This is a genomic window from Sphingosinicella sp. (assembly GCF_052387495.1).
Lineage (GTDB): Bacteria > Pseudomonadota > Alphaproteobacteria > Sphingomonadales > Sphingomonadaceae > Allosphingosinicella.
Window position 1 is genome coordinate 1 of record NZ_JBQTJC010000139.1, and the last position, 21321, is coordinate 21321.

23 protein-coding genes are annotated in these 21321 nt (G+C 68.3%); 12 read left to right on the forward strand and 11 right to left on the reverse strand.

The features are described from left to right. A partial coding sequence (locus ACT4N8_RS07820; protein WP_444857573.1) for an intermembrane phospholipid transport protein YdbH family protein occupies nucleotides 1-3180 on the reverse strand: 3180 nt, incomplete at its 3' end. A 144-nt stretch (nucleotides 3181-3324) separates the two neighbouring features. On the opposite strand from ACT4N8_RS07820, the gene radC reads away from it, so the two are divergent. Continuing rightward, nucleotides 3325-4008 (forward strand): RadC family protein, encoded by a 684-nt coding sequence (gene radC / locus ACT4N8_RS07825; RefSeq protein ID WP_444857574.1) that lies wholly within the window; start codon nucleotides 3325-3327, stop codon nucleotides 4006-4008. 3 nt (nucleotides 4009-4011) lie between these two features. Here radC and ACT4N8_RS07830 read toward each other — a convergent pair whose 3' ends face one another. Next, entirely contained in the window at nucleotides 4012-4899 is an 888-nt protein-coding gene (locus tag ACT4N8_RS07830; RefSeq protein ID WP_444857575.1) for a copper chaperone PCu(A)C, read from the reverse strand. A gap of 88 nt (nucleotides 4900-4987) precedes the next feature. Between ACT4N8_RS07830 and purB the strand changes: the two genes are divergently transcribed. Then, the gene (gene purB, locus ACT4N8_RS07835) at nucleotides 4988-6301 is read left to right on the forward strand and encodes an adenylosuccinate lyase (RefSeq protein WP_444857576.1); all 1314 of its coding nucleotides are present in this window, start codon (nucleotides 4988-4990) and stop codon (nucleotides 6299-6301) included. On the opposite strand, the gene ACT4N8_RS07840 is transcribed toward purB, so the two are convergent. After that, complete coding sequence (locus ACT4N8_RS07840; protein WP_444857577.1) at nucleotides 6298-7212, reverse strand: MBL fold metallo-hydrolase; 915 nt, start codon at nucleotides 7210-7212, stop codon at nucleotides 6298-6300. The genes purB and ACT4N8_RS07840 overlap by 4 nt on opposite strands. 64 nt (nucleotides 7213-7276) lie before the next feature. Here ACT4N8_RS07840 and ACT4N8_RS07845 point away from each other — a divergent pair, with 64 nt between their 5' ends. Beyond that, on the forward strand, nucleotides 7277-7978 hold the full coding sequence (locus ACT4N8_RS07845) for a glutathione S-transferase family protein (protein WP_444857578.1): 702 nt from the start codon (nucleotides 7277-7279) through the stop codon (nucleotides 7976-7978). 1 nt (nucleotide 7979) lies between these two features. On the opposite strand, the gene dnaJ is transcribed toward ACT4N8_RS07845, so the two are convergent. Together dnaJ and dnaK are read right to left on the reverse strand one after the other, a co-directional pair. After that, complete coding sequence (gene dnaJ, locus ACT4N8_RS07850) at nucleotides 7980-9098, reverse strand: molecular chaperone DnaJ (RefSeq protein WP_444857579.1); 1119 nt, start codon at nucleotides 9096-9098, stop codon at nucleotides 7980-7982. Nucleotides 9099-9224: 126 nt separating this feature from the next. Beyond that, entirely contained in the window at nucleotides 9225-11156 is a 1932-nt protein-coding gene (gene dnaK / locus ACT4N8_RS07855; RefSeq protein WP_444857580.1) for a molecular chaperone DnaK, read from the reverse strand. A gap of 139 nt (nucleotides 11157-11295) precedes the next feature. Here dnaK and ACT4N8_RS07860 point away from each other — a divergent pair, with 139 nt between their 5' ends. The 4 genes from ACT4N8_RS07860 to ACT4N8_RS07875 are packed head-to-tail and all read left to right on the forward strand — an operon-like array spanning nucleotide 11296 to nucleotide 13222. After that, entirely contained in the window at nucleotides 11296-11736 is a 441-nt protein-coding gene (locus ACT4N8_RS07860) for a copper chaperone PCu(A)C (protein WP_444857581.1), read from the forward strand. Beyond that, on the forward strand, nucleotides 11733-12194 hold the full coding sequence (locus ACT4N8_RS07865; protein WP_444857582.1) for a hypothetical protein: 462 nt from the start codon (nucleotides 11733-11735) through the stop codon (nucleotides 12192-12194). The genes ACT4N8_RS07860 and ACT4N8_RS07865 overlap by 4 nt, the downstream gene beginning before the upstream one ends. 3 nt (nucleotides 12195-12197) lie before the next feature. Next, nucleotides 12198-12707, forward strand: coding sequence for a vgr related protein (locus ACT4N8_RS07870; RefSeq protein ID WP_444857583.1), 510 nt, complete (start codon nucleotides 12198-12200; stop codon nucleotides 12705-12707). Beyond that, nucleotides 12704-13222 (forward strand): PH domain-containing protein, encoded by a 519-nt coding sequence (locus ACT4N8_RS07875; protein ID WP_444857584.1) that lies wholly within the window; start codon nucleotides 12704-12706, stop codon nucleotides 13220-13222. The genes ACT4N8_RS07870 and ACT4N8_RS07875 overlap by 4 nt, the downstream gene beginning before the upstream one ends. A gap of 5 nt (nucleotides 13223-13227) precedes the next feature. Here ACT4N8_RS07875 and phhA read toward each other — a convergent pair whose 3' ends face one another. Together phhA and ACT4N8_RS07885 are read right to left on the reverse strand one after the other, a co-directional pair. Then, a complete protein-coding gene (gene phhA / locus ACT4N8_RS07880) occupies nucleotides 13228-14013 on the reverse strand; it encodes a phenylalanine 4-monooxygenase (protein ID WP_444857585.1) in 786 nt (261 codons plus the stop codon). Nucleotides 14014-14192: 179 nt separating this feature from the next. Next, nucleotides 14193-15383: a serine hydrolase domain-containing protein gene (locus tag ACT4N8_RS07885; RefSeq protein WP_444857586.1), complete on the reverse strand. Its 1191-nt coding sequence runs from the start codon at nucleotides 15381-15383 to the stop codon at nucleotides 14193-14195. Nucleotides 15384-15477: 94 nt separating this feature from the next. Here ACT4N8_RS07885 and ACT4N8_RS07890 point away from each other — a divergent pair, with 94 nt between their 5' ends. The 3 genes from ACT4N8_RS07890 to ACT4N8_RS07900 all read left to right on the forward strand — a co-directional run bounded on the left by ACT4N8_RS07890 (nucleotide 15478) and on the right by ACT4N8_RS07900 (nucleotide 17761). Further along, nucleotides 15478-16323 (forward strand): cytochrome b/b6 domain-containing protein, encoded by an 846-nt coding sequence (locus tag ACT4N8_RS07890; protein WP_444857587.1) that lies wholly within the window; start codon nucleotides 15478-15480, stop codon nucleotides 16321-16323. Then, nucleotides 16320-17063 (forward strand): molybdopterin-binding protein, encoded by a 744-nt coding sequence (locus tag ACT4N8_RS07895; RefSeq protein WP_444857588.1) that lies wholly within the window; start codon nucleotides 16320-16322, stop codon nucleotides 17061-17063. The genes ACT4N8_RS07890 and ACT4N8_RS07895 overlap by 4 nt, the downstream gene beginning before the upstream one ends. A 305-nt stretch (nucleotides 17064-17368) precedes the next feature. Continuing rightward, a complete protein-coding gene (locus ACT4N8_RS07900) occupies nucleotides 17369-17761 on the forward strand; it encodes a hypothetical protein (RefSeq protein WP_444857589.1) in 393 nt (130 codons plus the stop codon). A gap of 53 nt (nucleotides 17762-17814) precedes the next feature. Here the strand turns inward: ACT4N8_RS07900 and ACT4N8_RS07905 are convergent, their stop codons facing one another. The 4 genes from ACT4N8_RS07905 to ACT4N8_RS07920 are packed head-to-tail and all read right to left on the reverse strand — an operon-like array spanning nucleotide 17815 to nucleotide 19767. Then, nucleotides 17815-17967, reverse strand: a complete 153-nt coding sequence (locus ACT4N8_RS07905; RefSeq protein WP_444857590.1) for a DUF6471 domain-containing protein — start codon at nucleotides 17965-17967, stop codon at nucleotides 17815-17817. Nucleotides 17968-17984: 17 nt separating this feature from the next. Beyond that, nucleotides 17985-18524, reverse strand: coding sequence for a nucleotide exchange factor GrpE (gene grpE, locus ACT4N8_RS07910; protein WP_444857591.1), 540 nt, complete (start codon nucleotides 18522-18524; stop codon nucleotides 17985-17987). Then, a complete protein-coding gene (hrcA, locus tag ACT4N8_RS07915; RefSeq protein WP_444857592.1) occupies nucleotides 18521-19561 on the reverse strand; it encodes a heat-inducible transcriptional repressor HrcA in 1041 nt (346 codons plus the stop codon). The genes grpE and hrcA overlap by 4 nt, the downstream gene beginning before the upstream one ends. Nucleotides 19562-19575: 14 nt before the next feature. After that, nucleotides 19576-19767, reverse strand: coding sequence for a hypothetical protein (locus ACT4N8_RS07920; RefSeq protein WP_444857593.1), 192 nt, complete (start codon nucleotides 19765-19767; stop codon nucleotides 19576-19578). Between the two features lie 75 nt (nucleotides 19768-19842). Between ACT4N8_RS07920 and rph the strand changes: the two genes are divergently transcribed. Both rph and rdgB read left to right on the forward strand, forming a co-directional pair. Then, nucleotides 19843-20559 (forward strand): ribonuclease PH, encoded by a 717-nt coding sequence (rph, locus tag ACT4N8_RS07925; RefSeq protein WP_444857594.1) that lies wholly within the window; start codon nucleotides 19843-19845, stop codon nucleotides 20557-20559. A 103-nt stretch (nucleotides 20560-20662) separates the two neighbouring features. Next, nucleotides 20663-21310 (forward strand): RdgB/HAM1 family non-canonical purine NTP pyrophosphatase, encoded by a 648-nt coding sequence (gene rdgB / locus ACT4N8_RS07930; protein ID WP_444857595.1) that lies wholly within the window; start codon nucleotides 20663-20665, stop codon nucleotides 21308-21310. Nucleotides 21311-21321: the final 11 nt, after the last annotated feature.

Genomic DNA, 21321 nt, shown 5'->3' on the forward strand with positions numbered 1-21321 from the left:
GCAGCCAACGCTCCGTCCCTCGCAAGTTCCCTCGGCTCGCCTCGCGGCTTTCTCCCGCCCAGTTCGCTGATCTCCTTGCACAGGCTCGCTTTCCCCATCCTGAATGGTGTTGGCAGGCTCGCGCAACATTTGCGGCAGCGCCGCCTGGATCAGCGGCGTCGGATCGTTGAACGAGCGGGCGGTCGCGATCAGGGACCGGAACTGGCCCTGAATGCGGATATTGAACTCGAAGGGGATGCGGGCGATCTGCCCGAACACCCGGCGCGCGACGAGCTGGGTGATGCCGCCGCCCGACGGCAGCGTCGTCAGCGCCGGATCGCGCGCGACGCCGTCCAGGTCGATAACCGTGATGAACTCGCCGTCGAGTGCGCCGTTCAAGGTGAGGTCGAAGCGGTTGTAGCGCAGCGATTTCAGCGCGTTGAAGGCGAGGATGCCATAAGGGCCGAGGTCGCGGTCGGTAAGCTCGCCGACATAGGAGAGCGTCCCGCCCTCCTCGCGCGCCCTGAGCCGCCCGTTGAGAATCTGCCCTGCCCCGTTCTCGTCGAACTGCATCGGGACAATGCCATCGAAGGTGCCGGTCGCGGCGATATTGGAGAAATCCATTTGCTCGATGAAGCGCGCCGCATCGAGCCCCTCCACCCGGAAAGTGAGATATTTGGTCGTCTCCCGGCTGAAATCGAGCATTGTCGGCTCAAGGTGGAGTTTGCCGCCCGCGAAGGGCCAGTGGGCGCTCTCGACCGCGACATGGTAATTAGGCCGGAGCTGGTAGCGGATCTCGCCGTCATAGACGTCGATGCCGGCGCGGACCAAGTCGACGCTGGCTTCCTGCCCCGGCGCGCTGACCAGGCCGAGCAGGTCGGTGAAGCGGATCGTGGTAGTCAGACCCTCGACCGGGCCGAAGGGGGCGGCGAGATCCGCGCCCGCGGTGGAGAAGGTGCCGCTGCTGCGCGTGCCGCTTGCGTCCCATTCGATGCGGCCCTCCCCGGTGACGTTGGCATCGACCAGGGCGACCACGCCGACGGTGAGCGGGGTCAGGGTGTCAGGCTGGAAATCGCCAGCGAAGCGCAGCGAGGGCACGTCGAGGACGGCGTTGCCCGCCCCGCTGGCGAGATCGTGCGCGATCGTGGCGCGGGTGACCCGGGTGCCGCTGGCGGGATGGGCGAGCCAGCCCTCGGCGCGGAGGCGATTGCCGGCCAGGGTGAGGCGGAAATCGTCGCTGACCAGCGGATGGAAGCGGACGGGATCGCGCTTATCGGCGACCTGGATATGGCCGGAGGCGTCGAGTGTCCCGCCGGCGAAGCGCCAGCCTCCCCTGCCCTCGCCGACCAGCAACGGCACGTTGGCGAGATCGCCGGAGAGTCCGGCGAAATCGCCCGCGACGCCGCCCGCGCCGAAGCGGCCGTCGAGGTGCGCTATGTCGAGCCGGTTGGCGCCCGATGCGCCGCCGAGGCGGGCGGCGAGGCCCGAGGCCGTGAAGCCGTTCAGATCGATGCGGACCTGATCGCCGGCGAGCGTGATCGGCGAGGAACCCAGGCGACCGGCGAAGCGGGGGCCGCGTAGCTCGGCGCCTCCCCGGAGCCCGCCGCCGTCCTGCCAGAGCAGGGCACGGCCGGCCGGGCAAAGCGGCAGACGGCTCGGCCCGAGCCGCAGATTCTGCACCTGGAGGGCGCGGAAGCCGCCGGTCACGCAGCCCTCGCCGAGCGCGAAGCCGCCGCGCCCGAAGCTGCCCTGGAGCGGCAGCGCCAGCCCCTCCACCCGGCCGCCGCTGAACGGGCCGTCCAGCGCCGCGACCGTGCGGAAGCGGGTGCGGCCGCCCGCGCCGGAAAAGGCGATCTCCCCAAGCGCGAGCCGGGCGCCGCCGGCCTGCATCGGCGCGATCCGCCCAGTGCCTTCGAGCGGCGCGCCCGGATCCTGGCGAAGCGCGAAGCGCGCGTCGGGAAAGCCGCCGCCCGACAAGGCGAAATCCCCATCGAGCCGCATCGCCCCGTCCGGCCAGGAGAAAGCGAGCCCGCCGTCGCCGCGCAGCCGCGCGCCGCTGCTCGTGGTCAGCAGGAACTGGCTGAGCCGCGCCTCGCCGCGGCCGGCGCCGCCCGCCAGCCGCAGCCGGGTCCGCGCCCCGGCGCCGCCCCGGCCGGCGCGGTCCACCGCCCCGGCAAGCGCCTCGCCGATCGGCCCGAGCGGGGTGCCGCGCGTCGCGCGGAGCCCGCCCGCGATCGAGGCGAGACCGGCTTCGTCGAGCGCCAGCCCTTCCGCCTGGAGGTCGCCGTCGAGCGCCAGCGCGCCGCGCTCGGCGGAGACCGCATAGTCGCCCTCGAAGCGCGCCCAGCCGGCGTCGAAGGCCGCGACCTCGGCGCCGTTGGCGACCAGGGCGGCGCGCCCGCGCGTCTCGCGCGCCGTCCCGGCGAAGGTGAGGCGGCCTTCCAGGCCGGCGGCGCCGTCCGCGCCGAGCTTGACCGAGCCGAGCCTGAGCGCGCCATTGCCGCGCCAGGCATCGAGCGCCGGGGTGAGCGTCGCGTCGAGCGCGAGCCGCGGCCGCTCGACCGCGAGCGAATTTCCGCAAACGAGGCTCCGCATCGCCGCAGGCCCCGCGAGGGTCGGGCTCCCGTCGTCGATCCGCACCGCGAGCGAGGCGCGCGGCCCCTCGAGCGCGCACTCGCCGAGCCGCAGCTGGCGAGAGAGCAGGACGACATGCCCGGCGAAGCCGTCGGCGAGGTTGCCCCGCCCGCTCAGCCCGGCCGCGACCAGGCCGGCCGGGGTGACGATGCCGATCCCGGCATCGTCGAGATCGACCCGCTGGTCGGGCAGGCTGAAGGGCTCGCCGCTCGGCGGCGGCAGCAGTCGGTCGACGTCGCCGAAACTGACCCGGCCGTCGATCACGCGCCCGAACAGCCGCACGCCGCGCGCCCGGATCAGGCCGATGCGCGGCCCGGTCAGGCCGATGAGGATCTGGACCTCGACACGGCGGGCCGTCGCGTCCGGCCGGGCGGGATCGCCGATCACGAGATTTTCGAGAATCTGGGTGCCGAAGCCGATCCGCGTCACCTCGTAGCTGGCGCGCACGTCGCGGCGCTCCAGCTCGCCTTCGATATAGCCGATCGCGAGCCGCTCGCGCATCGACCAGAGGATCGCGAAGGCGATGAGCAGCAGGACGAGCAGCCCCAGCAGGGCGCGCCGAAGCATGCGCCGGCGCGGCGGCCTGATTTGCTCGAGTTCCGCTTCGTCCACGCTCAGCCCAACAGCCTTTGCCCGCTTAACCGCCGGTGACCGCATGCGTTCCGGCGCCGTCACATTGCCTAACCGGCCCGGTCGTCATATCCAACCTCGGTGGCCGACGCTTCCACCGACGGCAGCGGGCATCGCGCCCGCCTGCGCCAGCGCCTGTTCGAGGGCGGGCCCGATGCGCTGCTCGATCACGAGATCGTCGAATATCTCCTCGCCCTCGCCATTCCGCGGCGCGACACCAAGCCGCTGGCCAAGAAGTTGCTGCGCGAATTCGGCGGGTTCGGCGGGCTGATGACCGCCGACGCCGAGGCGATTGCGCGGGTCGGCGAGATCAGCGAAGGCGCCATCGCCGCGCTCAAGACCGCCCATGCGGCGGCGCTGCGTCTGCTCAAGGACGAGGTCAGGGAACGACCCGTGCTCGGCTCGTGGCAGGCCCTGCTCGACTATCTCCGCGCCGACATGGCGCACGAGGGGATCGAGCGCGTCCGGGTGCTGTTCCTCAACACCAGGCACGTGCTGATCCGCGACGAGCCGATGTGGGAGGGCTCGGTCGACGAATCGGCGGTCTATGTGCGTGAGATCATGCGCAGGGCGCTCGACCTGAAGGCGACCGCGATCATCGTCGTGCACAATCACCCGAGCGGCGATCCCTCGCCGAGCCAGCAGGACATCCGCCTCACCCGCGACCTCGCCGAGGCCGGGCGGCACCTCAAGGTGACGCTCCACGATCATGTCATCATCGGCGCGCAGGGCCATGCCAGCCTGCGCGCGATGGGGCTGATCTAGCCTCTAGTCGGTCGGCGCCGAGCCGATCCGCTCGAAGCGGATCGTCCAGATTTCGCGCCAGGCGCCGTCGCGCTGCATCTCGCTGCGCCCGCGATAGGCGCCCTCCTCGCGCGTCATCCGGTTGCGCAAGGTGAGCCGCTGGCCATCGGCCCCGACATAGGCTTCCTCGGGAAAATCGATCCCGGTCGCGGTCGGCTCGGCCGTGCCGCCGCTGTAGCCGCCGTCGGAGGCGTAATAATCGTAGCGGATGCGGCGCGCCGCCGTGTCCCAGCGATAGATGGTCTCGCCCGAATAGGGCCCCGACGCGCCTTCGACGACATGCCGGTCGCGGACCTGCCGCCCGCCGGGCAGCGCGGTGAAGCAGTGGGTGTCCGTCCGGGTCGTGTTCGGGAAGGTGCCGCGCCAGCAGGAGCCGACGAGGAAAGCGAGCGGTTGCAGCTCGGAGGCGAGCGTCGGCCGAGGAGCGACCGGTTGTGCGGCCCCTGCCCAGGCGGCGCGCGTGTCGGCGACGGCGGTGAAGTTTGCCGCGACCGCGCCGCCCCGCTCAAAGCGCAACGTCATCGGCACGATTTGGCCCTCCGCCAGCGGTTCGCGCAGGTTGATCAGCATCAGGTGAAGGTCGCTACCGGGTCTGATCTCCACCGCGCCGCCGGCCGGCACGGCCAAATTCGGCGCGGACTCCATGGAAACCTCGCCATTCTCGCGCACGATCCGGTGAATTTCGACACGCTCGGCGCAGCCGCATTCCGCGCCGATCAGGCTGTCGCCGGGCCCGGCATTGAGGATCGCGACATAGCCCGCCGCGTCCCCGCCCGCGGGCGCCGCCCGCACGATCCTGTTCTCCAGCGCCAACCCCTGCATGGCCAGCGCCACCAGCATCGACCCGATCATCCACGTCTCCTTCGGCGGCGAGTTGAACGATCAATCAAGTGAGAGTCAAGACGTTGCGTGTGTAAGACGCGGTTGCTAGGCGCGCGCCATGCTTCCTCGCTACGCCCGCGCGCCGATGACCGCCATCTGGGAGGCGGAGAACAGATACCGGATCTGGTTCGAGATCGAGGCGCATGCGCTCGACGCGATGGCGGAGCTCGGCACCGTGCCCCAGGAGGCGGCCGACGCGGTGTGGGCGTGGTGGAAGACCGGGCCGGCGATCGACGTCACGGCGATCGACGCGATCGAGGCCGTGACCAGGCACGACGTGATCGCCTTCCTGACCTGGGTCGCCGAGCAGGTGGGGCCGCAGGCGCGCTTCCTTCACCAGGGGATGACCAGCTCGGACGTGCTCGACACCTGCCTTGCGGTGCAGCTGAGCCAGGCGACCGATCTGCTGCTCTTCGACCTGACCGAGTTGATGGATGCGCTCAAGCGCCGCGCCTACGAGCACAAGCTGACCCCGACGATCGGGCGCAGCCACGGCATTCACGCCGAACCGGTGACGTTCGGGCTCAAGCTCGCACAGGCCTATGCGGAATTTGACCGGAGCTGGACTCGGCTCGCCAGAGCGCGTGAGGACATCGCGACCTGCGCAATCTCGGGCGCGGTCGGCACCTTCGCCAATATCGACCCGCGCGTGGAGGCGTATGTCGCCGAAAAGCTGGGGCTCCACGTCGAGCCAGTCTCCACGCAGGTCATCCCGCGCGACCGGCACGCCTATTTCTTCGCGACGCTCGGCGTCATCGCCTCCTCCATCGAAAGGCTCGCCACGGAGATCCGTCACCTGCAGCGCACCGAGGTGCTGGAGGCGGAGGAATATTTCTCGCCGGGGCAAAAGGGCTCGTCCGCGATGCCGCACAAGCGCAACCCCGTCCTGACCGAGAATCTGACCGGCCTCGCCCGCATGGTCCGCGCGGCGGTGACGCCCGCGCTGGAGAATGTCGCCCTCTGGCACGAGCGCGACATCAGCCATTCGTCGGTCGAGCGCTTCATCGGCCCGGACGCGACGATCACCCTCGATTTCGCCCTCGCGCGCCTGACCGGCGTGATCGACAAGCTCGCCGTCTATCCCGAGCGGATGCAGAAGAATCTCGACCGGATGGGGGGTCTCGTCCACTCGCAGCGGGTCCTCCTCGCGCTCACGCAGACCGGCGCGAGCCGCGAAGCGGCCTATGCGATGGTCCAGCGGAACGCGATGAAGGTGTGGGAAGCGGATGGCGCGCTCAGCCTCCTCGAGCTGCTCAAGGCCGACGGCGAGGTGACGGCGCTGCTATCGCCCGAAGAGATCGAGTCGCGCTTCGACCTCGGCTATCATTTCAAGCACGTCGATACGATTTTCAGCCGCGTCTTCGGCTCCTAATCCTCGCCGTCCTCCGGCCCGTCGTGATGGGGCGGCTCGGTGGTCAGGCTGCGATGGACGGTCGCGATGAAGGCGGACGGGGAAATGAAGTCGCTGTCCCGGCCGTAAGCGTCCGCGAGGCGGAGCGCCTGGATCTGCTCCAGCGAGCGGCCAGCGTCGATCTCGGCCTGGACTCGGTCCCGGATCGCCAGCAGGCGGTCGCGATAGGCGATCAGATCGCTTTGCCGCGCCAGCGGGCCATGGCCCGGAATGATCACCGTCTCGGCGTCGGCGCGCCCGATCGCGATCAGCAGCGCGCTCAGCAGGCCGTCGATCGAGCCGCCCGAATCGAGATCGATGAACGGCAGCATGCCGTTGAAATAGGTGTCGCCCATGTGGAGCACGTTGGCGCGATGCCAGAAAACGAGCACGTCGCCGTCGGTATGCGCATGATCGACATGAAAAACCCGGACCTCGTCGCCGTTGAGGTGGAAGGACAGGCCCTGGCCGAAGGTGATGACGGGCAGCGCGCCCGTCGGCGACGGCGGCACGGCCTCGCCGCGCACGACCTGATCCATCGACATCCGCGTCCGCACATTTTCGTGCGCCACGACCACGGTCCCGGTCCGCGCGAGATTCTCGTTCCCGCCGGTATGATCGCCATGCCAGTGGGTGTTGATCACGAAGCGCACCGGATCGGGATCGATCGAGCGGACCGCGGCGAGGATCGGCTCGGTCATCGGCGCATATTGATCGTCGATCAGGACATTGCCGTCGGCGCCATGGCTGAGCGCGATATTGCCGCCGCGCCCGAACAGAACGGCGACTCCCGGCGCCACGCGCTCGACCCGAACCTGGGGCGCCGCCGGCGGCTGCGCGAGCGCCGGCGCGGCGGCGGTGAGAATGAAAGCGGCGGCGAGTGTGCGATGCATAAGCGCTCCCCTTTTTCAGGCGGAGTAGAGCGCTATCTTGAGCGTCTGTCGAGGGAGCCAGCTTATGTCCGACCTTTCCGCCTTTCCGATCACCCGGCGCTGGCCGGCGCGGCATTCCGATCTGCTGCAGCTCTATTCGCTGAACACGCCGAACGGCGTGAAGGTCTCGATCATGCTCGAGGAGATCGGGCTGCCGTACGAGGCGCACCTCGTCGATTTCGGCAAGGACGACCAGAAGACGCCGGAATTCCTCTCGCTCAATCCCAACGGCAAAATCCCCGCGATCCTCGATCCGAATGGGCCCGGGGGACAGCCGCTCGGCCTATTCGAATCGGGCGCGATCCTGATCTACCTCGCCGAGAAGACCGGGAAGCTGATCCCCGCCGATCCGGCGCGGCGCCACGAGACGATCCAGTGGCTGATGTTCCAGATGGGCGGGATCGGCCCGATGTTCGGGCAGGTCGGCTTCTTCAACAAATTCGCCGGCCGCGACTATGAGGACAAGCGCCCGCTCCAGCGCTACGTCGCCGAGGCGCAGAGGCTTCTGGGCGTGCTCGAGACCCGACTCGATGGCCGCGACTGGATCATGGGCGAATACAGCATCGTCGACGTCGCCGCGCTCGGCTGGGTCAGGAACCTGATCACCTTCTACGAAGCGCGCGAGCTTGTGGGATTTGACGAATTCGGAAACGTCTCGGCCTGGCTCGACCGCGGCCTTGCCCGCCCGGCGGTGCAGCGTGGGCTGGAAATTCCGAAACGGGGCTGATTCAAGCGCGCAGCGCGGTCTTGAGCTTCTGGAAGAAACCCTTGGAGTTGGGGCATTCGTCGCCCGTCTCTGTCTCGCGGAACGCCTGGAGCAACTCGCGCTGCTTGGCGCTCAATTTGGTCGGCGTCTCGACCTGGATCTCGATCACCATGTCGCCATGGCCGCGGCCGTTGAGCACCGGCATGCCGGCGCCGCGCTGGCGGAGCTGCTTGCCCGACTGGATGCCTGCGGGAATCGTGATCTCGTGGAGCTGCTTGTCGAGGCCCGGGACCTGGATGCAGCCGCCGAGCGCGGCGGTGGTGAAGCTGACCGGGCAGCGCGCGAACAGGGTGGTGCCCTCGCGCTGGAAGATCGGGTGCCGGGCGAGATGGACGAAGATGTAGAGATCGCCCGGGGGGCCGCCGCGGATCCCGGCCTCGCCCTCGCCGGCGAGGCGGATGCGGGTGCCTTCGTCGACCCCGGCGGGGATGTTGACGGTGAGCGTCTTGCGCTTCTCGACCCGGCCCTCGCCCCGGCAGGAGGGGCAGGGATCGGCGATCGTCTCGCCGACGCCGCGGCAGGACGGGCAGGTCTGCTCGACGACGAAGAAGCCCTGCCGCGCGCGGACCTGGCCGCGCCCGCCGCACGTCGCGCAGGCACGCGCCGACGTCCCCGGCTTGGCGCCGCTGCCCTCGCAGGGTTCGCAGAGCGCGGTCGTGTCGACGTTGAGCTCGACCTCGCGACCGGCGAAGGCGTCCTCGAGCCTGACCTCGAGATCGTAGCGCAGGTCGGAGCCGCGCCGAACGTTGCCGCGCCGGGCGCCGCCCTGCCCCGCGTTCATGAACTCGCCGAAGATATTGTCGAAAATGTCGGCGAAGGAGCCGAAATCCTGCGCCCCTGCATGACCGTTGCCAGTGCGGAAGGCGGCGTGGCCGAAGCGGTCGTAGGCGGCGCGCTTCTGCGGGTCCTTTAGGCATTCATAGGCCTCGGAGAGCGCCTTGAACTTCTTCTCGGCCTCGGTGCAGCCGCCGTTGCGGTCCGGATGGCATTCCATCGCGAGCTTGCGATAGGCGGACTTGATCGTCGACGGATCCGCCGTCCGCTCCACCTGCAGCAGCTCGTAATAATCGGTTTCAACCATGACGATCCCCACAGATCGTCACCCCGGCGAAAGCCGGGGTCTCAGCGGGAAGGATCGCGACCTTCCGACCCGAGATCCCGGCCTTCGCCGGGATGACGGATCGGCACTGAGCCCCGGACATCAGAATCAGCCCTTACTCTCTTCGTCGACCTCGGAGAATTCGGCGTCGACGACCTCTTCCTCGGTGCCGCCCGCGGCTTCGCCCTCGGGCGCTTCGGCCCCCGGCGAGGCGGCCGCCTGCTGCTCCTTCTCGTAGATCGCCTGGCCGAGCTTCATCGCGACCTGGGCGAGCGCCTGGCTCTTTTCCTGGATCGCGGCGGTATCGCCGCCTTCGAGCGCGGTCTTCGTCTCGGCGATCGCCGCCTCGATCTCGCTCTTCAGGCCCTCATCGACCTTGTCGCCATGCTCCTTGAGCTGCTGCTCGGTCGAATGAACGAGGCTCTCGGCGCCGTTCTTCGCCTCGGCCGCCTCGCGGCGCGCCTTGTCGTCCTCGGCGAACTGCTCGGCCTCCTGGACCATCTTCTCGATGTCGGCGTCGGAGAGGCCGCCCGAGGCCTGGATGCGGATCTGCTGCTCCTTGCCGGTGCCCTTGTCCTTGGCGTGGACGTTGACGATGCCGTTGGCGTCGATGTCGAACGCGACCTCGACCTGCGGCACGCCGCGCGGCGCCGGCGGGATGCCCACCAGATCGAACTGGCCGAGCAACTTGTTGTCCGCCGCCATCTCGCGCTCGCCTTGGAAGACGCGGATGGTCACCGCGTTCTGATTGTCCTCGGCGGTCGAGAAGGTCTGCGTCTTCTTGGTCGGGATGGTCGTGTTGCGGTCGATCATCCGGGTGAAGACGCCGCCCAAAGTCTCGATGCCGAGCGAGAGCGGGGTGACGTCGAGCAGCAGAACGTCCTTGACCTCGCCCTGCAGCACGCCCGCCTGGATCGCCGCGCCCATCGCGACCACCTCGTCGGGGTTGACGCCCGTGTGCGGCTCCTTGCCGAAGAACTCCTTCACCGTCTCGCGGACCTTGGGCATGCGGGTCATGCCGCCGACGAGGACGACCTCGTCGATCTCGCTCGCCTTCACGCCCGCGTCGGCGAGCGCCTTCTTGCAGGGATCGAGCGTCCGCTTGATCAGGTCGCCGACGATCCTTTCGAGGTCGGCGCGGCCGATCGTCTCGACGAGGTGAAGCGGGGTCGAGCTGCCCCCTTCCATCCGCGCGGTGATGAAGGGGAGGTTGACCTCGGTGGACTGCGCCGAGGAGAGCTCGATCTTCGCCTTCTCGGCGGCCTCCTTGAGCCGCTGCAGCGCGAGCCGGTCCTGGCGCAGGTCGATATTCTCCTTGGCCTTGAACTTGTCGGCGAGGGTGTCGACCAGCTTGGCGTCGAAATCCTCGCCGCCCAGGAAGGTGTCGCCGTTGGTCGACTTCACCTCGAAGACGCCGTCGCCGATTTCGAGGATCGAGATGTCGAAAGTGCCGCCGCCCAAATCATAGACCGCGATCGTCTTGCCGTCCTGCTTGTCGAGGCCGTAGGCGAGCGCCGCCGCGGTCGGCTCGTTGATGATGCGCAGCACTTCGAGGCCGGCGATCTGGCCGGCGTCCTTGGTCGCCTGGCGCTGGGCGTCGTTGAAATAAGCGGGGACGGTGATCACCGCCTGGGTGACCGTCTCGCCGAGATAGGCCTCGGCGGTTTCCTTCATCTTCTGGAGGATGAAGGCGGAAATCTGCGAGGGGCTGTAATCCTTGCCGCCGGCCTTGACCCAGGCGTCGCCATTGGCGCCCTTGACGATCTCGTAGGGGACCAGCTCGGTGTCCTTCTTGGTGACCGGATCGTCGAACCGTCGGCCGATCAGGCGCTTCACCGCGAAGACGGTGTTGTCGGGGTTGGTCACCGCCTGGCGCTTGGCCGGCTGGCCGACGAGCCGCTCGCCGTCCTTGGTGAAAGCGATGACGGACGGCGTAGTGCGCGCGCCTTCCGCATTCTCGATGACCTTGGGCTTCCCGCCCTCCATGACGGCGACCGCGCTGTTCGTGGTGCCGAGATCGATGCCGATCACTCTTGCCATATCTTCGAACCTCTTATGCCCCAAAATGCCGAGCCGCCCGCACGCCCTTGAAAAAGCGGCGCGCGAGGCGCTTGTGCGAGCGATATAGGAGGCGAAATCATTGCGACAAGAAGCCGGTGCGAACGGGAAAGAGACAGGAATGACGATGCGAAGACCAGTGATCGCCTTGCTGGCTGCGGCAGCCTCGCTCACTGCTGCCTGCCAAAGCGAGCCGCGCGTCGCCGTGGAGGATTCGCGCGTGCAGCTTCCAGTCCTCCCCGACAGGCCGGGCGCGGCCTATTTCACATTGCGCACCAATCGCCGGCCGATGCGGTTGCTCGGCGTGAGCAGCCCCCAGGTCGGGCGGATCGAGCTCCACGATTCCTCGATGAACGGCGGAATGATGCGCATGGGCCCGCTTCAGGACCGAAGCTTCGCTTCGAACGGCGAGAAAAGGTTCGCGCCAGGCGGCGCCCATGCCATGCTGTTCGACATCGACAGCCGGGTTCGGGCGGGCGGGACGATCCGCATGACCTTCGATTTCGACAATGCGCCCGACGTGACGGTCGACGTGCCGGTGCGGGCGATGGGGGAGCCATGACGATGCACGCTTTTGCGATCACCCTTGCCGCGCTGGCCGCCGCCACCGCCGCGGCGGCGCAGGATCCCAATGCAACACCCAATTACGGCACGGTCCGGCTGCACGGCGTGCCCGATCCGCACGTCGTCGATCTTCGCTCGGGCGGTCTGGTCGAGGCAAGCCGCCTTGGCGACGGATGCGCCGGCTACGTCAGCAACGCGCCGGACGTGCGGCTGACCTACCATGCGGGTTCGCTGCCGCTGACCGTGCGTGCTGTTTCTGACGCTGTCACTATGGTTCTCGTCAACGCGCCCGACGGCAGCTGGCATTGCAACGACGACGCTGCTGCGGGCACGAACAATCCCGCCATCCGCTTCACCAGCCCACAATCCGGCCGCTACGAGATCTGGGTGGGCACGCGCGCCGGCTCCGAAACCCACCCGGCGCGGCTGGAGATCTCCGAGCTTGACGAGCGCTGAGCCATGGCGAGCGGCGCGGGCCGAACCCTAACCGCGGCCGAGCGCGAGATCGCTGCTTCGGTCTTCGGCGATGCGATCGATTATGACGCGGTCCGCATCCACCATCGCAAATGGTGGCCCTTCCAGCCGCGCAACACCGTGATGGCCCCCTGCGGCCATCTCCACGTCCCGCCGAACAGCGATCTCTGGCAGGACGATTACGGCACCGGCCCGCTCGGGCTGCGCGCGCTCTTCCTCCACGAAATGACTCATGTCTGGCAGAGTCAGCTCCGGGGCAAATATTATCTGCCGCTGATGCGCCACCCCTTCTGCCGCTACCGCTACCGCCTGGAGGAGGGCCGCACCTTCGTCGATTACGGGCTGGAGCAACAGGCGGAGATCGTCCGCCATGTCTTCCTCGGGCGGCTCGGGCTCGCGATCCCCAATCCGGCACCGCTCGCGGCGCTCGAAAGCCTGCTTCCTTTCGCGCCCGGGCATGCTAGCCTTCCGCCCGGCAATTGGGGAACGCCATGACCGAAGACGCGCTCGACACCTTCCGCTCCTCAACCCTGGGCTGGCTGCGCGGCACGCTCGCCGGCTGGGGGACGATCCTGCTCTTCCTCGCCGGGATCGTCGGCACGATCCTGAGCGGCGGCGGCATGCTCGGCGAGCACGGCCGCTGGCTGCTGATCCTGTCGGGCGTCGCGCTCGTCATCGTCGCGGTGAAATGGGTGCGGAACATGGCGGCGCGCTACGAGATCACGCCGGAGCGGGTGATCGTCCGGCGCGGCATCCTCTTCAAGAGCGTCGACGAGGTCGAGCTCTACCGGGTCAAGGACGTCCGGCTCAATTTCACCCTGATCAACCAGCTCGCCGGGATCGGCAACATCTCGATCACCTCGAGCGACGAGACGACGCGCGACGGCTGCCTAGTGCTGCCCGATATCGAGCGCGCCCAGGCGAGGCGCGAGCAGCTCCGCCGTCTCGTCGACACCGCCCGCCAGCGCCGCGGCGTCCGCGAGATCGACATGGCGCACGACCACTTCTGAGGCGGTCAGAGGCTCAGATCGGGCAGCGCCTCCAGCTCCCGGTAGAGCGCGGCGAGATCGACCGCGTCCAGCAGGCGCGGCAGGTCGTCGAGCCGATCGAGGATGAAATAGTCCCGCTGAAAGGCGTCCGAGCGATAGGGCGTGCGTAGCACCCGCCCCAGATCGAAGCGCGCGCGGCGTGGGGTCTCGCTCTCGAGCGCGAAGCGGCTCTCGCCGAAGCTCGACAGCAGGCCGGCGCCGTAGATGCGGGTTGCGCCCGCCTCCCGCGCCAGGCCGAACTCGACGCTGTACCAGTAGAGCCGGGCCAGGCGGTGGAGCGCGCCGGCCTCCATCGCCGCGAGCCCGGCCTCCCCCATCGCCTGCATGAAATCCGCGACCGCCGGCAGCGCAAGCAGGGGAACGTGGCCGAAGACGTCGTGGAAGACATCCGGCTGCTCGATATAATCGAGGCTGTCGGTGCCGCGGATGAAGTTGCCGGCCGGAAAGCGCCGCCGGCTGAGATGGGCGAAGAAGACCTCGTCGGGGACGAGACCGGGGACGGAAACCACCTCCCAGCCGGTTCGCGCGAACAGCCGCTCGTTGAGCTCGTCGAAATCGGGGATGCCCGGCTTCGAGAGGTGCAGCACGTCGAGGCCCTGGAAGAATTCGACGACCGCCCGCCCCCGCAGCGCCGCCTGCTGGCGCGCGAACAGCACGTCCCAGACGCGATGCTCTTCCGACGTGAAGCGCGCCCAATTCTGGGGGACGATCCAGTCGCCGGCTCGTGTCTCGATGATGGTTTCAGTCAGCATGGGGTTCTCCGGATAAGAAAAACCCCGCCCGGAGGTCCGGACGGGGTGCGATCTTCTGAATGTGAAAGGCTGTTAAGCGCGCATCAGAATCGGTCCCGCCCGGGCGAGCCGATAATAATAGACGGTCGAGGCGGTCATGCTGCGCATTGGTCCACCCGTCGCTTTAGCAGCGCGAGCTGTCAAGAGCCTGAACGCCCCAGCCGGGCCGCCAGCCATTCCTCGATCGCGCGGTAGGCGGAGCGGCCGCGGGGCGGGTCGGCGCCGTTGCCGGTTGCGTAATAAGCGATGCCGACGCCGCGTGCGGGATCGACCCAGAGGCCGGCACGCAGGCCATAGGCGTCGCCGGCATGGCCGAAGACCCGGCGGCCGTCGCCGAACAGGTCGTCGTTGCAGCCCGCTTGGTCCACCGGCAGCGCCTGCACGGCGAGCCCGTAAGCGCAGTAGAAGCCGTTGTCGGTCTCCCCGTTCGCGCCGTCGAAGCGCCAGGCCGGAGTGGCGATCGCCCGCACGCTCGCCTCGTTCAGGATTCGCTCGCCCCCGTGCCGCCCGCCGTTGAGCAGCAGCCGGCCGATTACGGCGAGATCGCGGACCGAGATGCGCAAGCCGCCCTGCGGTGAGAAGAGTGCGCCGTTGTCGCCGAGCCGGTAGCCGGCAAGGTCGCATTCGGGCGGCGCCAGCACCGGGCAATCAGGCCGCCGCCCCTGCTGGTCGTCGCGCAGCACCGTCCCGTCCGGCGCGTAGAGCACCGCCGCCCGCGCGATCGCCGCGTCCGAGCAGGTCGTCCAGTTGAAGCAGGCGTCGAGCGCGAGCGGGCGCAGCACCAGGCGCTCCATCAGCCGGTCGAAGCGCTCGCCCGAGGCCCTCTCCATCGCCGAGGCGATCACCGGGAAGCCGAGATTGGCGTAGCGGAAATGGCTGCCTGGCGGGTGGACGGGATCGAAGGCGGCGGGATTGGCGAGCGCCTGCCGCAGCGTGGTGCCGAGGGGGATCGCCCAATATTCGATCTCGTCCTGCAGCGAGGACCGGTGCGAGAGCAGTAGCCTCAGCGTGATCGGCCGGTCCGGAAAGCTCGCGTTGCGCAGCGTCCAGCCGAGATAATCGGAGACGTCGCGGTCGAGATCGAGCTGCCCCGCCTCGACCATCCGCATCGCACCGATCGCCACGACCAGCTTGGTGATCGAGGCGACCCGCGCCGGATCGTCGATGGTCAGCGCCCGCCCCCGCGCCCGGTCGGCGAAGCCGGACGCGCCGGAGGCGGTCAGCCCGTCCCTGTCGAATGACACCCAGGCATAAGCGACCCCCGGCGCCGGCGCCTCCGGCAAGGTGGCGCAGCCGGCGAGCAGGGTCATCAAAGCCAGGAGCATCCGCATGCCCCATCGTCCCCGCATCGCCGCCGCGTGGCAAGACCGGACGTCGCGATTGTGCTATTCGCGCTCCCGAAGCCTGTGTCACCGGGGGAGCGCAATGGAGCCGGACCCGCCTGAATCCGCGACGGCCGAGGCCGCCCCGCCGCTGGTCAAGCGTCATCGCCTGTCCACGCGGATCTGGCATTGGGTGAATGCGCTCACCGTATTCGTCATGCTGATGAGCGGGCTGATGATCTTCAACGCCCACCCGCGGCTCTACTGGGGCGAATATGGCGCCAACCAGGACCATGCCTGGCTGGAGATCGGGTCGGCGCCCGACCGGGGTTTCTTGAGGATCGGCTCGTTCAGGATCGGGACCACCGGCCTGCTCGGCTATCGGGTCACCGATCGCGGCATCGAGCGCCGCGCCTTTCCAGGCTGGGCGACGATCCCCTCGACCTACGATTTGGCGGGCGGGCGGCGCTGGCACCTCGCCTTCGCCTGGGTGCTCGCGATCGGGCTGATCGCCTTCTGGATCGCGAGCCTCGTCAACCGCCATGCCCAGCGCGATCTCGCGCCGCGCCGGTCGGACCTGTCGCCCCGCCGCATCTGGCACGAGATCAGGCAGCATGCGCGGCTGCGCTTCCCGACCGGGGAGGCGGCGCTCCGCTACAACAGCCTCCAGAAGCTGAGCTATGTCGCGGTCATCTTCGTGCTGCTGCCGCTCGTCATCCTGACCGGACTCACCATGTCGCCGGGCATGAACGCCGCGTGGCCGTGGCTGCTCGATCTGTTCGGCGGTCGCCAGTCCGCGCGCTCGATCCACTTCATCGTCGCGGTCCTGCTTGTGGCCTTCATCCTCGTCCACCTCGTCAGGGTGCTGCTCGCCGGTCCGTTGAACGAGCTGCGCGCGATGATCACCGGCTGGTATCGGGTGCCGCGTGATCGGGAGGTGAAGCCATGATTTCGCGCCGGCATCTCATCGTCGGCGGCGCCGGGCTGCTGCTGCCCGGCTGCGACCGCCTGAACCGAAGCTCGGGCTTCCGAGAGGTCCTGCGCTCGGCCGAGGGCCTGACCATGCGCGCGCAGCGGCTGATCACCGACCGCAACGCGCTGGCCCGGGAATATGGCGCGGCCGATCTCTCGCCCGTCTTCCGCTCGAACGGCACAGCCTATCCGGACACGCCGGATTATGCGCGGCTCGCGGCCGGCGGGTTCGCCGACTGGCGGCTTACCGTAGGCGGGCTCGTCCGCCGCCCGCTCTCCCTCTCGCTCGAGCAGATCCGGCGGATGCCGCGGCGCACCCAGATCACGCGGCACGATTGCGTCGAAGGCTGGTCGGCGATCGGCAAGTGGACCGGACTGCCGCTTTCGACCGTGCTCGATCTCGCCGCGCTTCGACAGGAGGCGCGCTACATCGTCTTCCATTGCGCGGACAGTCTCGCCGGCCGGCCTTATTACGAGAGCATCGACCTGATCGACGCCTTCCACCCCCAGACCATCCTCGCCTGGGCGCTCAACGACGCGATGCTGCCGATCCCGAACGGAGCCCCGCTGCGGCTGCGCGTGGAGCGCCAGCTCGGCTACAAGCACGCCAAATATCTGATGCGGATCGAGGCCGTCGCCAGCCTCGCCGGAATCCACGGCGGCCGCGGCGGGCTGTGGGAGGACCGGGCCGACTACGAATGGTATGCGGGAATTTGATGGTCAGGGCTTCTTCGCCACCCGCGCCGGATCGTCGATGGTGAGCGCACGATCCGTCCGGCGGTCGGCGAGGCCCGACGTCCCTGATCCTGTCAGCCCATCGCGATCGAACGTCGCCCAGTCGTAGGCGACATTTGCGGCATTAGGTAGCAAGTGGGACCGTCGCCAGAAGGCGGTTCCTGTCCCAGAACAGGAATCAATCGGATGCATATGACCGGCAGTTCTGGTTTTTCTCAAACTTATTCCGCCTTCGACGGATGTGGTATAATCTGCCGCATATTTTATGAGTTGGGGGGAAGGGGACCGTGGCCGATAAGAAGGAAAAGATCATAAGCTTTCGCCGCGCGGAATGGCTCATTGATAACCCAACAAGCGCGACACTCTCCGGCCTCCTCAAGCAAGCCATCGACAAGCTTCAAACAGCAGCCGACAGAACGGTCTCGCGAGGCGATCAAGAAATGATCTTGGCAAGCTTGAAACCGGACAAGTCAAACGCCTTCTTTCTCCACATTACCTTGGACACGCCGGGCGAGGCTGCCTCGATTGTGCCTAAAGCCGGACAAACGGCCAGCGAGATCAAGGTCGGCACATCCCCTCCGCCCAAGGATGCGGAATTTATGGACGGGGATGCCTTCGTTTACATTTGCGGCAACGATGTCGCCCTTTGCACGACGGGCGTGAATCGACGCGGAAATTGACCGTCGCCGAGAAGCCTCAGGGCTAGGGCCCGATTAGATCATGCGTTCTACGACTATTCTAACCGGATCGCATTGGCTCCCACAGCCTTCATAAGCGCCAGCATGAACCATGCGGGGAAGGCTCCCCGGTTGATCTTGACCTGAACCGACGCCTCAGTCTCGGGGAGCCCCACCGCCCCCGGCGGTAGCGCGCACGTTTGGTGCATCTGCTACATATGTCGGATTATGGCTTCTTCGCCACCCCGACCAAAGCCGGGCGCAGCAGCCGGTCCTTGATCGTGTAGCCGGCCTGCATCTCCTGGACGATCGTGCCGGGCTCGGCCTCGTCGGACGGCACCTCGATCATCGCCTGATGGAAATGCGGGTCGAGCTTTTGGCCGAGCGCCTCGACGCGGGCGATGCCGTGGCGCTGGAAGACATTGTCGATCTCGCGCCCCGTCGCCTCGATCCCCGCGATCAGCCCCTTCATCCGCTCGTCGCCGCGCAGGTCCTCGGGAACCGCGGCCAGCGCCCGCTCCAGATTGTCCTTCACGCTGAGCACCTCGCGGGCGAAGGCGGTGGCAGCGTAATTGGCCGCGTTGACCTTCTCCTGCTCGAGCCGGCGGCGGACATTCTGGGTCTCGGCCTGGGCGTAGAGCACCTGCTGGCGCACCTCGGCCAGCTCGCTTTCCAGCGTCGCGAACGGGTCGTCCTGCGGTGCCTCTTCCGAGGGTGCGGGTGCGCCCTCTTCAGTCTCTTCGATCTTCGCGTCTTCTTCGTTCATGCCATCAATCTCGACAAAGCCTTGGCGGTGAAATCCACCATGGGAACCACCCGCGCATAGTTCAACCGGGTCGGGCCGATCACGCCGACGACGCCGACCACCTTGCCCTCGCTCCCGCGATAGGGCGCGGCCATAACCGAGGAACCGGACAACGCGAACAGTTCGTTCTCGGAGCCGATGAAAATCTTCATCGCCGCGCCCGAGCGCGCCCGATCGAGCAGGCGGGCGATCTCTTCCTTGCCTTCCAGCTCGTCGAGCAGCTGGCGGACGCGGTCGAGATCGGCGGCGGCGCCGTCGTCGAGCAGATTGGCCTGGCCGCGCACGATCAGCACCGGGCGGCGGGCACCGTCCTCCGACCACAAGGCGAGCCCGCGCGCGACCAGCTCCTGCGCGGCCGTGTCGAGCGCCGCTTCTCCGGCGCGAATTTCGCTCGCGAGACGCGCCTGCGCCTCGCTCAGGGTCAGCCCGGCGAGCCGCGCCGAGACATAATTCCCAGCCTCGCCGAGGGTGGCGGGGGTGACGCCCGGCGGCAGATCGACGACTCGGTTCTCGACGCTGCCGTCGCTCCCTACCACCACCGCCACCGCCTGGTGCGCTGACAAGGGCACGAAGGCGAGTTGCTTGAGCGCCGGCTCCTCCTTCGGCACCAGCACGATACCGGCACAGGCGGAAAGGCCGGAAAGCGCCGCCGTGGCGTTGCTGATCGCCTCCTCGATCGGACCGCCCCGGTCGATCAGGGCCTCGATCGCGGCGCGGTCCTCGGGCCGCGGCTCGGCGACCTGCATGATGCCGTCGACGAAGAGCCTGAGCCCGCTCTCGGTCGGCACCCGGCCGGCCGAGGTGTGCGGCGCGGCGAGCAGCCCGACCTCCTCCAGATCCTGCATGACGTTGCGGATCGATGCGGGCGAGAGGTTCAGCGACGAGGTGCGCGATATGGTGCGCGAGCCGACCGGCAAGCCGCTGTCCAGATAGGACTCGACCACCATCCGGAACACGTCCCGGGCACGGTCGCTCATCTCGCCGATGCTGCTCGCCATGTGCTGGAATGTAATCAGGTCCGCCGCGAGAACCAGATGAGCAGGATGCCGGCCAGCGCCAGCGTCGCGCCGCGCAGGGTCCAGTTGCCTTGGCCGATCATGAAGCTGTCGGCGGGCCAGCGGACCAGGTCCAGGCCCTGGCCCACCCACAGCAGACCCATTGCGACGCAGGCGAAACCGATCAGCGTGACGAGGGTTCGGATCATGCGCATCTCCCGCCAAGTTGCCAGTTGCGGGTCTGGGCCCTAAAGCCCGCCCCCAATCGTCCTTCGGAGACTTCTATGCGTCCCTCCGGCCGCGCGCCAGACCAGATGCGCGCCATCCAAATCGAGCCCGGCTTCACCCGCCATGCCGAAGGGAGCTGCCTCGTCTCCTTCGGCGACACGCGCGTGCTGTGCACCGCCTCGGTCGAGACCAACCTCCCCTCCTGGCTGCGCGGCAAGGGCCGCGGCTGGGTGACGGCCGAATATGGCATGCTGCCGCGCGCGACTCACACGAGGGGGCGGCGCGAGGCGGCGGGCGGCAAACAATCCGGAAGAACGCAGGAAATCCAGCGTCTTATCGGCAGAAGCTTGCGCGCGGTGGTCGATCTCGAAGCGCTCGGTGAGCGCCAGATCACGCTCGATTGCGACGTCATCCAGGCCGACGGCGGCACGCGCACGGCGGCCATCTCCGGCGCCTGGGTCGCGCTCCGGCTGGCGGTGGACGGCCTGATCGCGAAAAAGCTGATCGAGGCCGACCCGATCCGGCAGAAGGTCGCGGCGGTGAGCTGCGGCATCCACGACGGCGCCGCCGTGCTCGATCTCGATTATGTCGAGGACAGCGCCGCGGGCTGCGACGGCAATTTCGTGCTGACCGACGACGGCAAGCTCGTCGAGGCGCAGATCACGGCCGAGGGCGAGTGTTTCGACGAGGAGGGCCTGCTCCGCCTGCTCCGTCTCGCCCGGATCGGCTGCGCCGAGATTTTCGCCGCCCAGGACAAGGCGGCCGGACGGTGACCCCCCTTTTCGTCATACCGGCGAAGGCCGGTACCCAGACCCTTCCTTTCAATAGTCCTTTGCAGGCCTGGGCCCCGGCCTTCGCCGGGGTGACGGTAGGCGGATGACGAGGAAGCTGGAAGCCGGCAAGCTGGTCATCGCCAGCCACAATGAGGGCAAAGTGCGCGAGATCCGCGACCTCCTCGGCCCCCAGGGCATCGAGCCCGTCTCCGCCGCCGAGCTCGACTTGCCCGAGCCCGACGAGATCGGCGCGACCTTTATCGACAATGCCGACCTGAAGGCGCGGCAGGCCGCGGACCTGTCCGGCCTGCCCGCGTTGGTCGACGACAGCGGCCTGTGCGTCGAGGCGCTCGGCGACCGGCCGGGGATCTTCTCCGCCCGCTGGGCGCTCGCCGATCCGCGCGTCGCGCCGGAGGCCGGCCCCGGCCACGTCGAGGGGACACGCGACTTCATGCGCGCGATGCGGCGCGTCCAGGATGAGCTGGAGGCGCTCGATCCCGACGCCAGCCGCAACGCCCATTTCATCTGCGCGCTGGCGGTCTGCTGGCCCGACGGCCACAGCGAATGGTTCGAAGGCCGCGTCGACGGCACGCTGGTCTGGCCGCCGCGCGGGGAGAACGGCTTCGGATACGATCCGATGTTCGTGCCCGCCGGCCACCAGACCACCTTCGGCGAGATGGACCCGGCCGACAAGCACGCGATCAGCCACCGGGCGGATGCGTTCGCCAGGCTGGTCGCGGCCTTGCTGTGACGGCCGCGGCG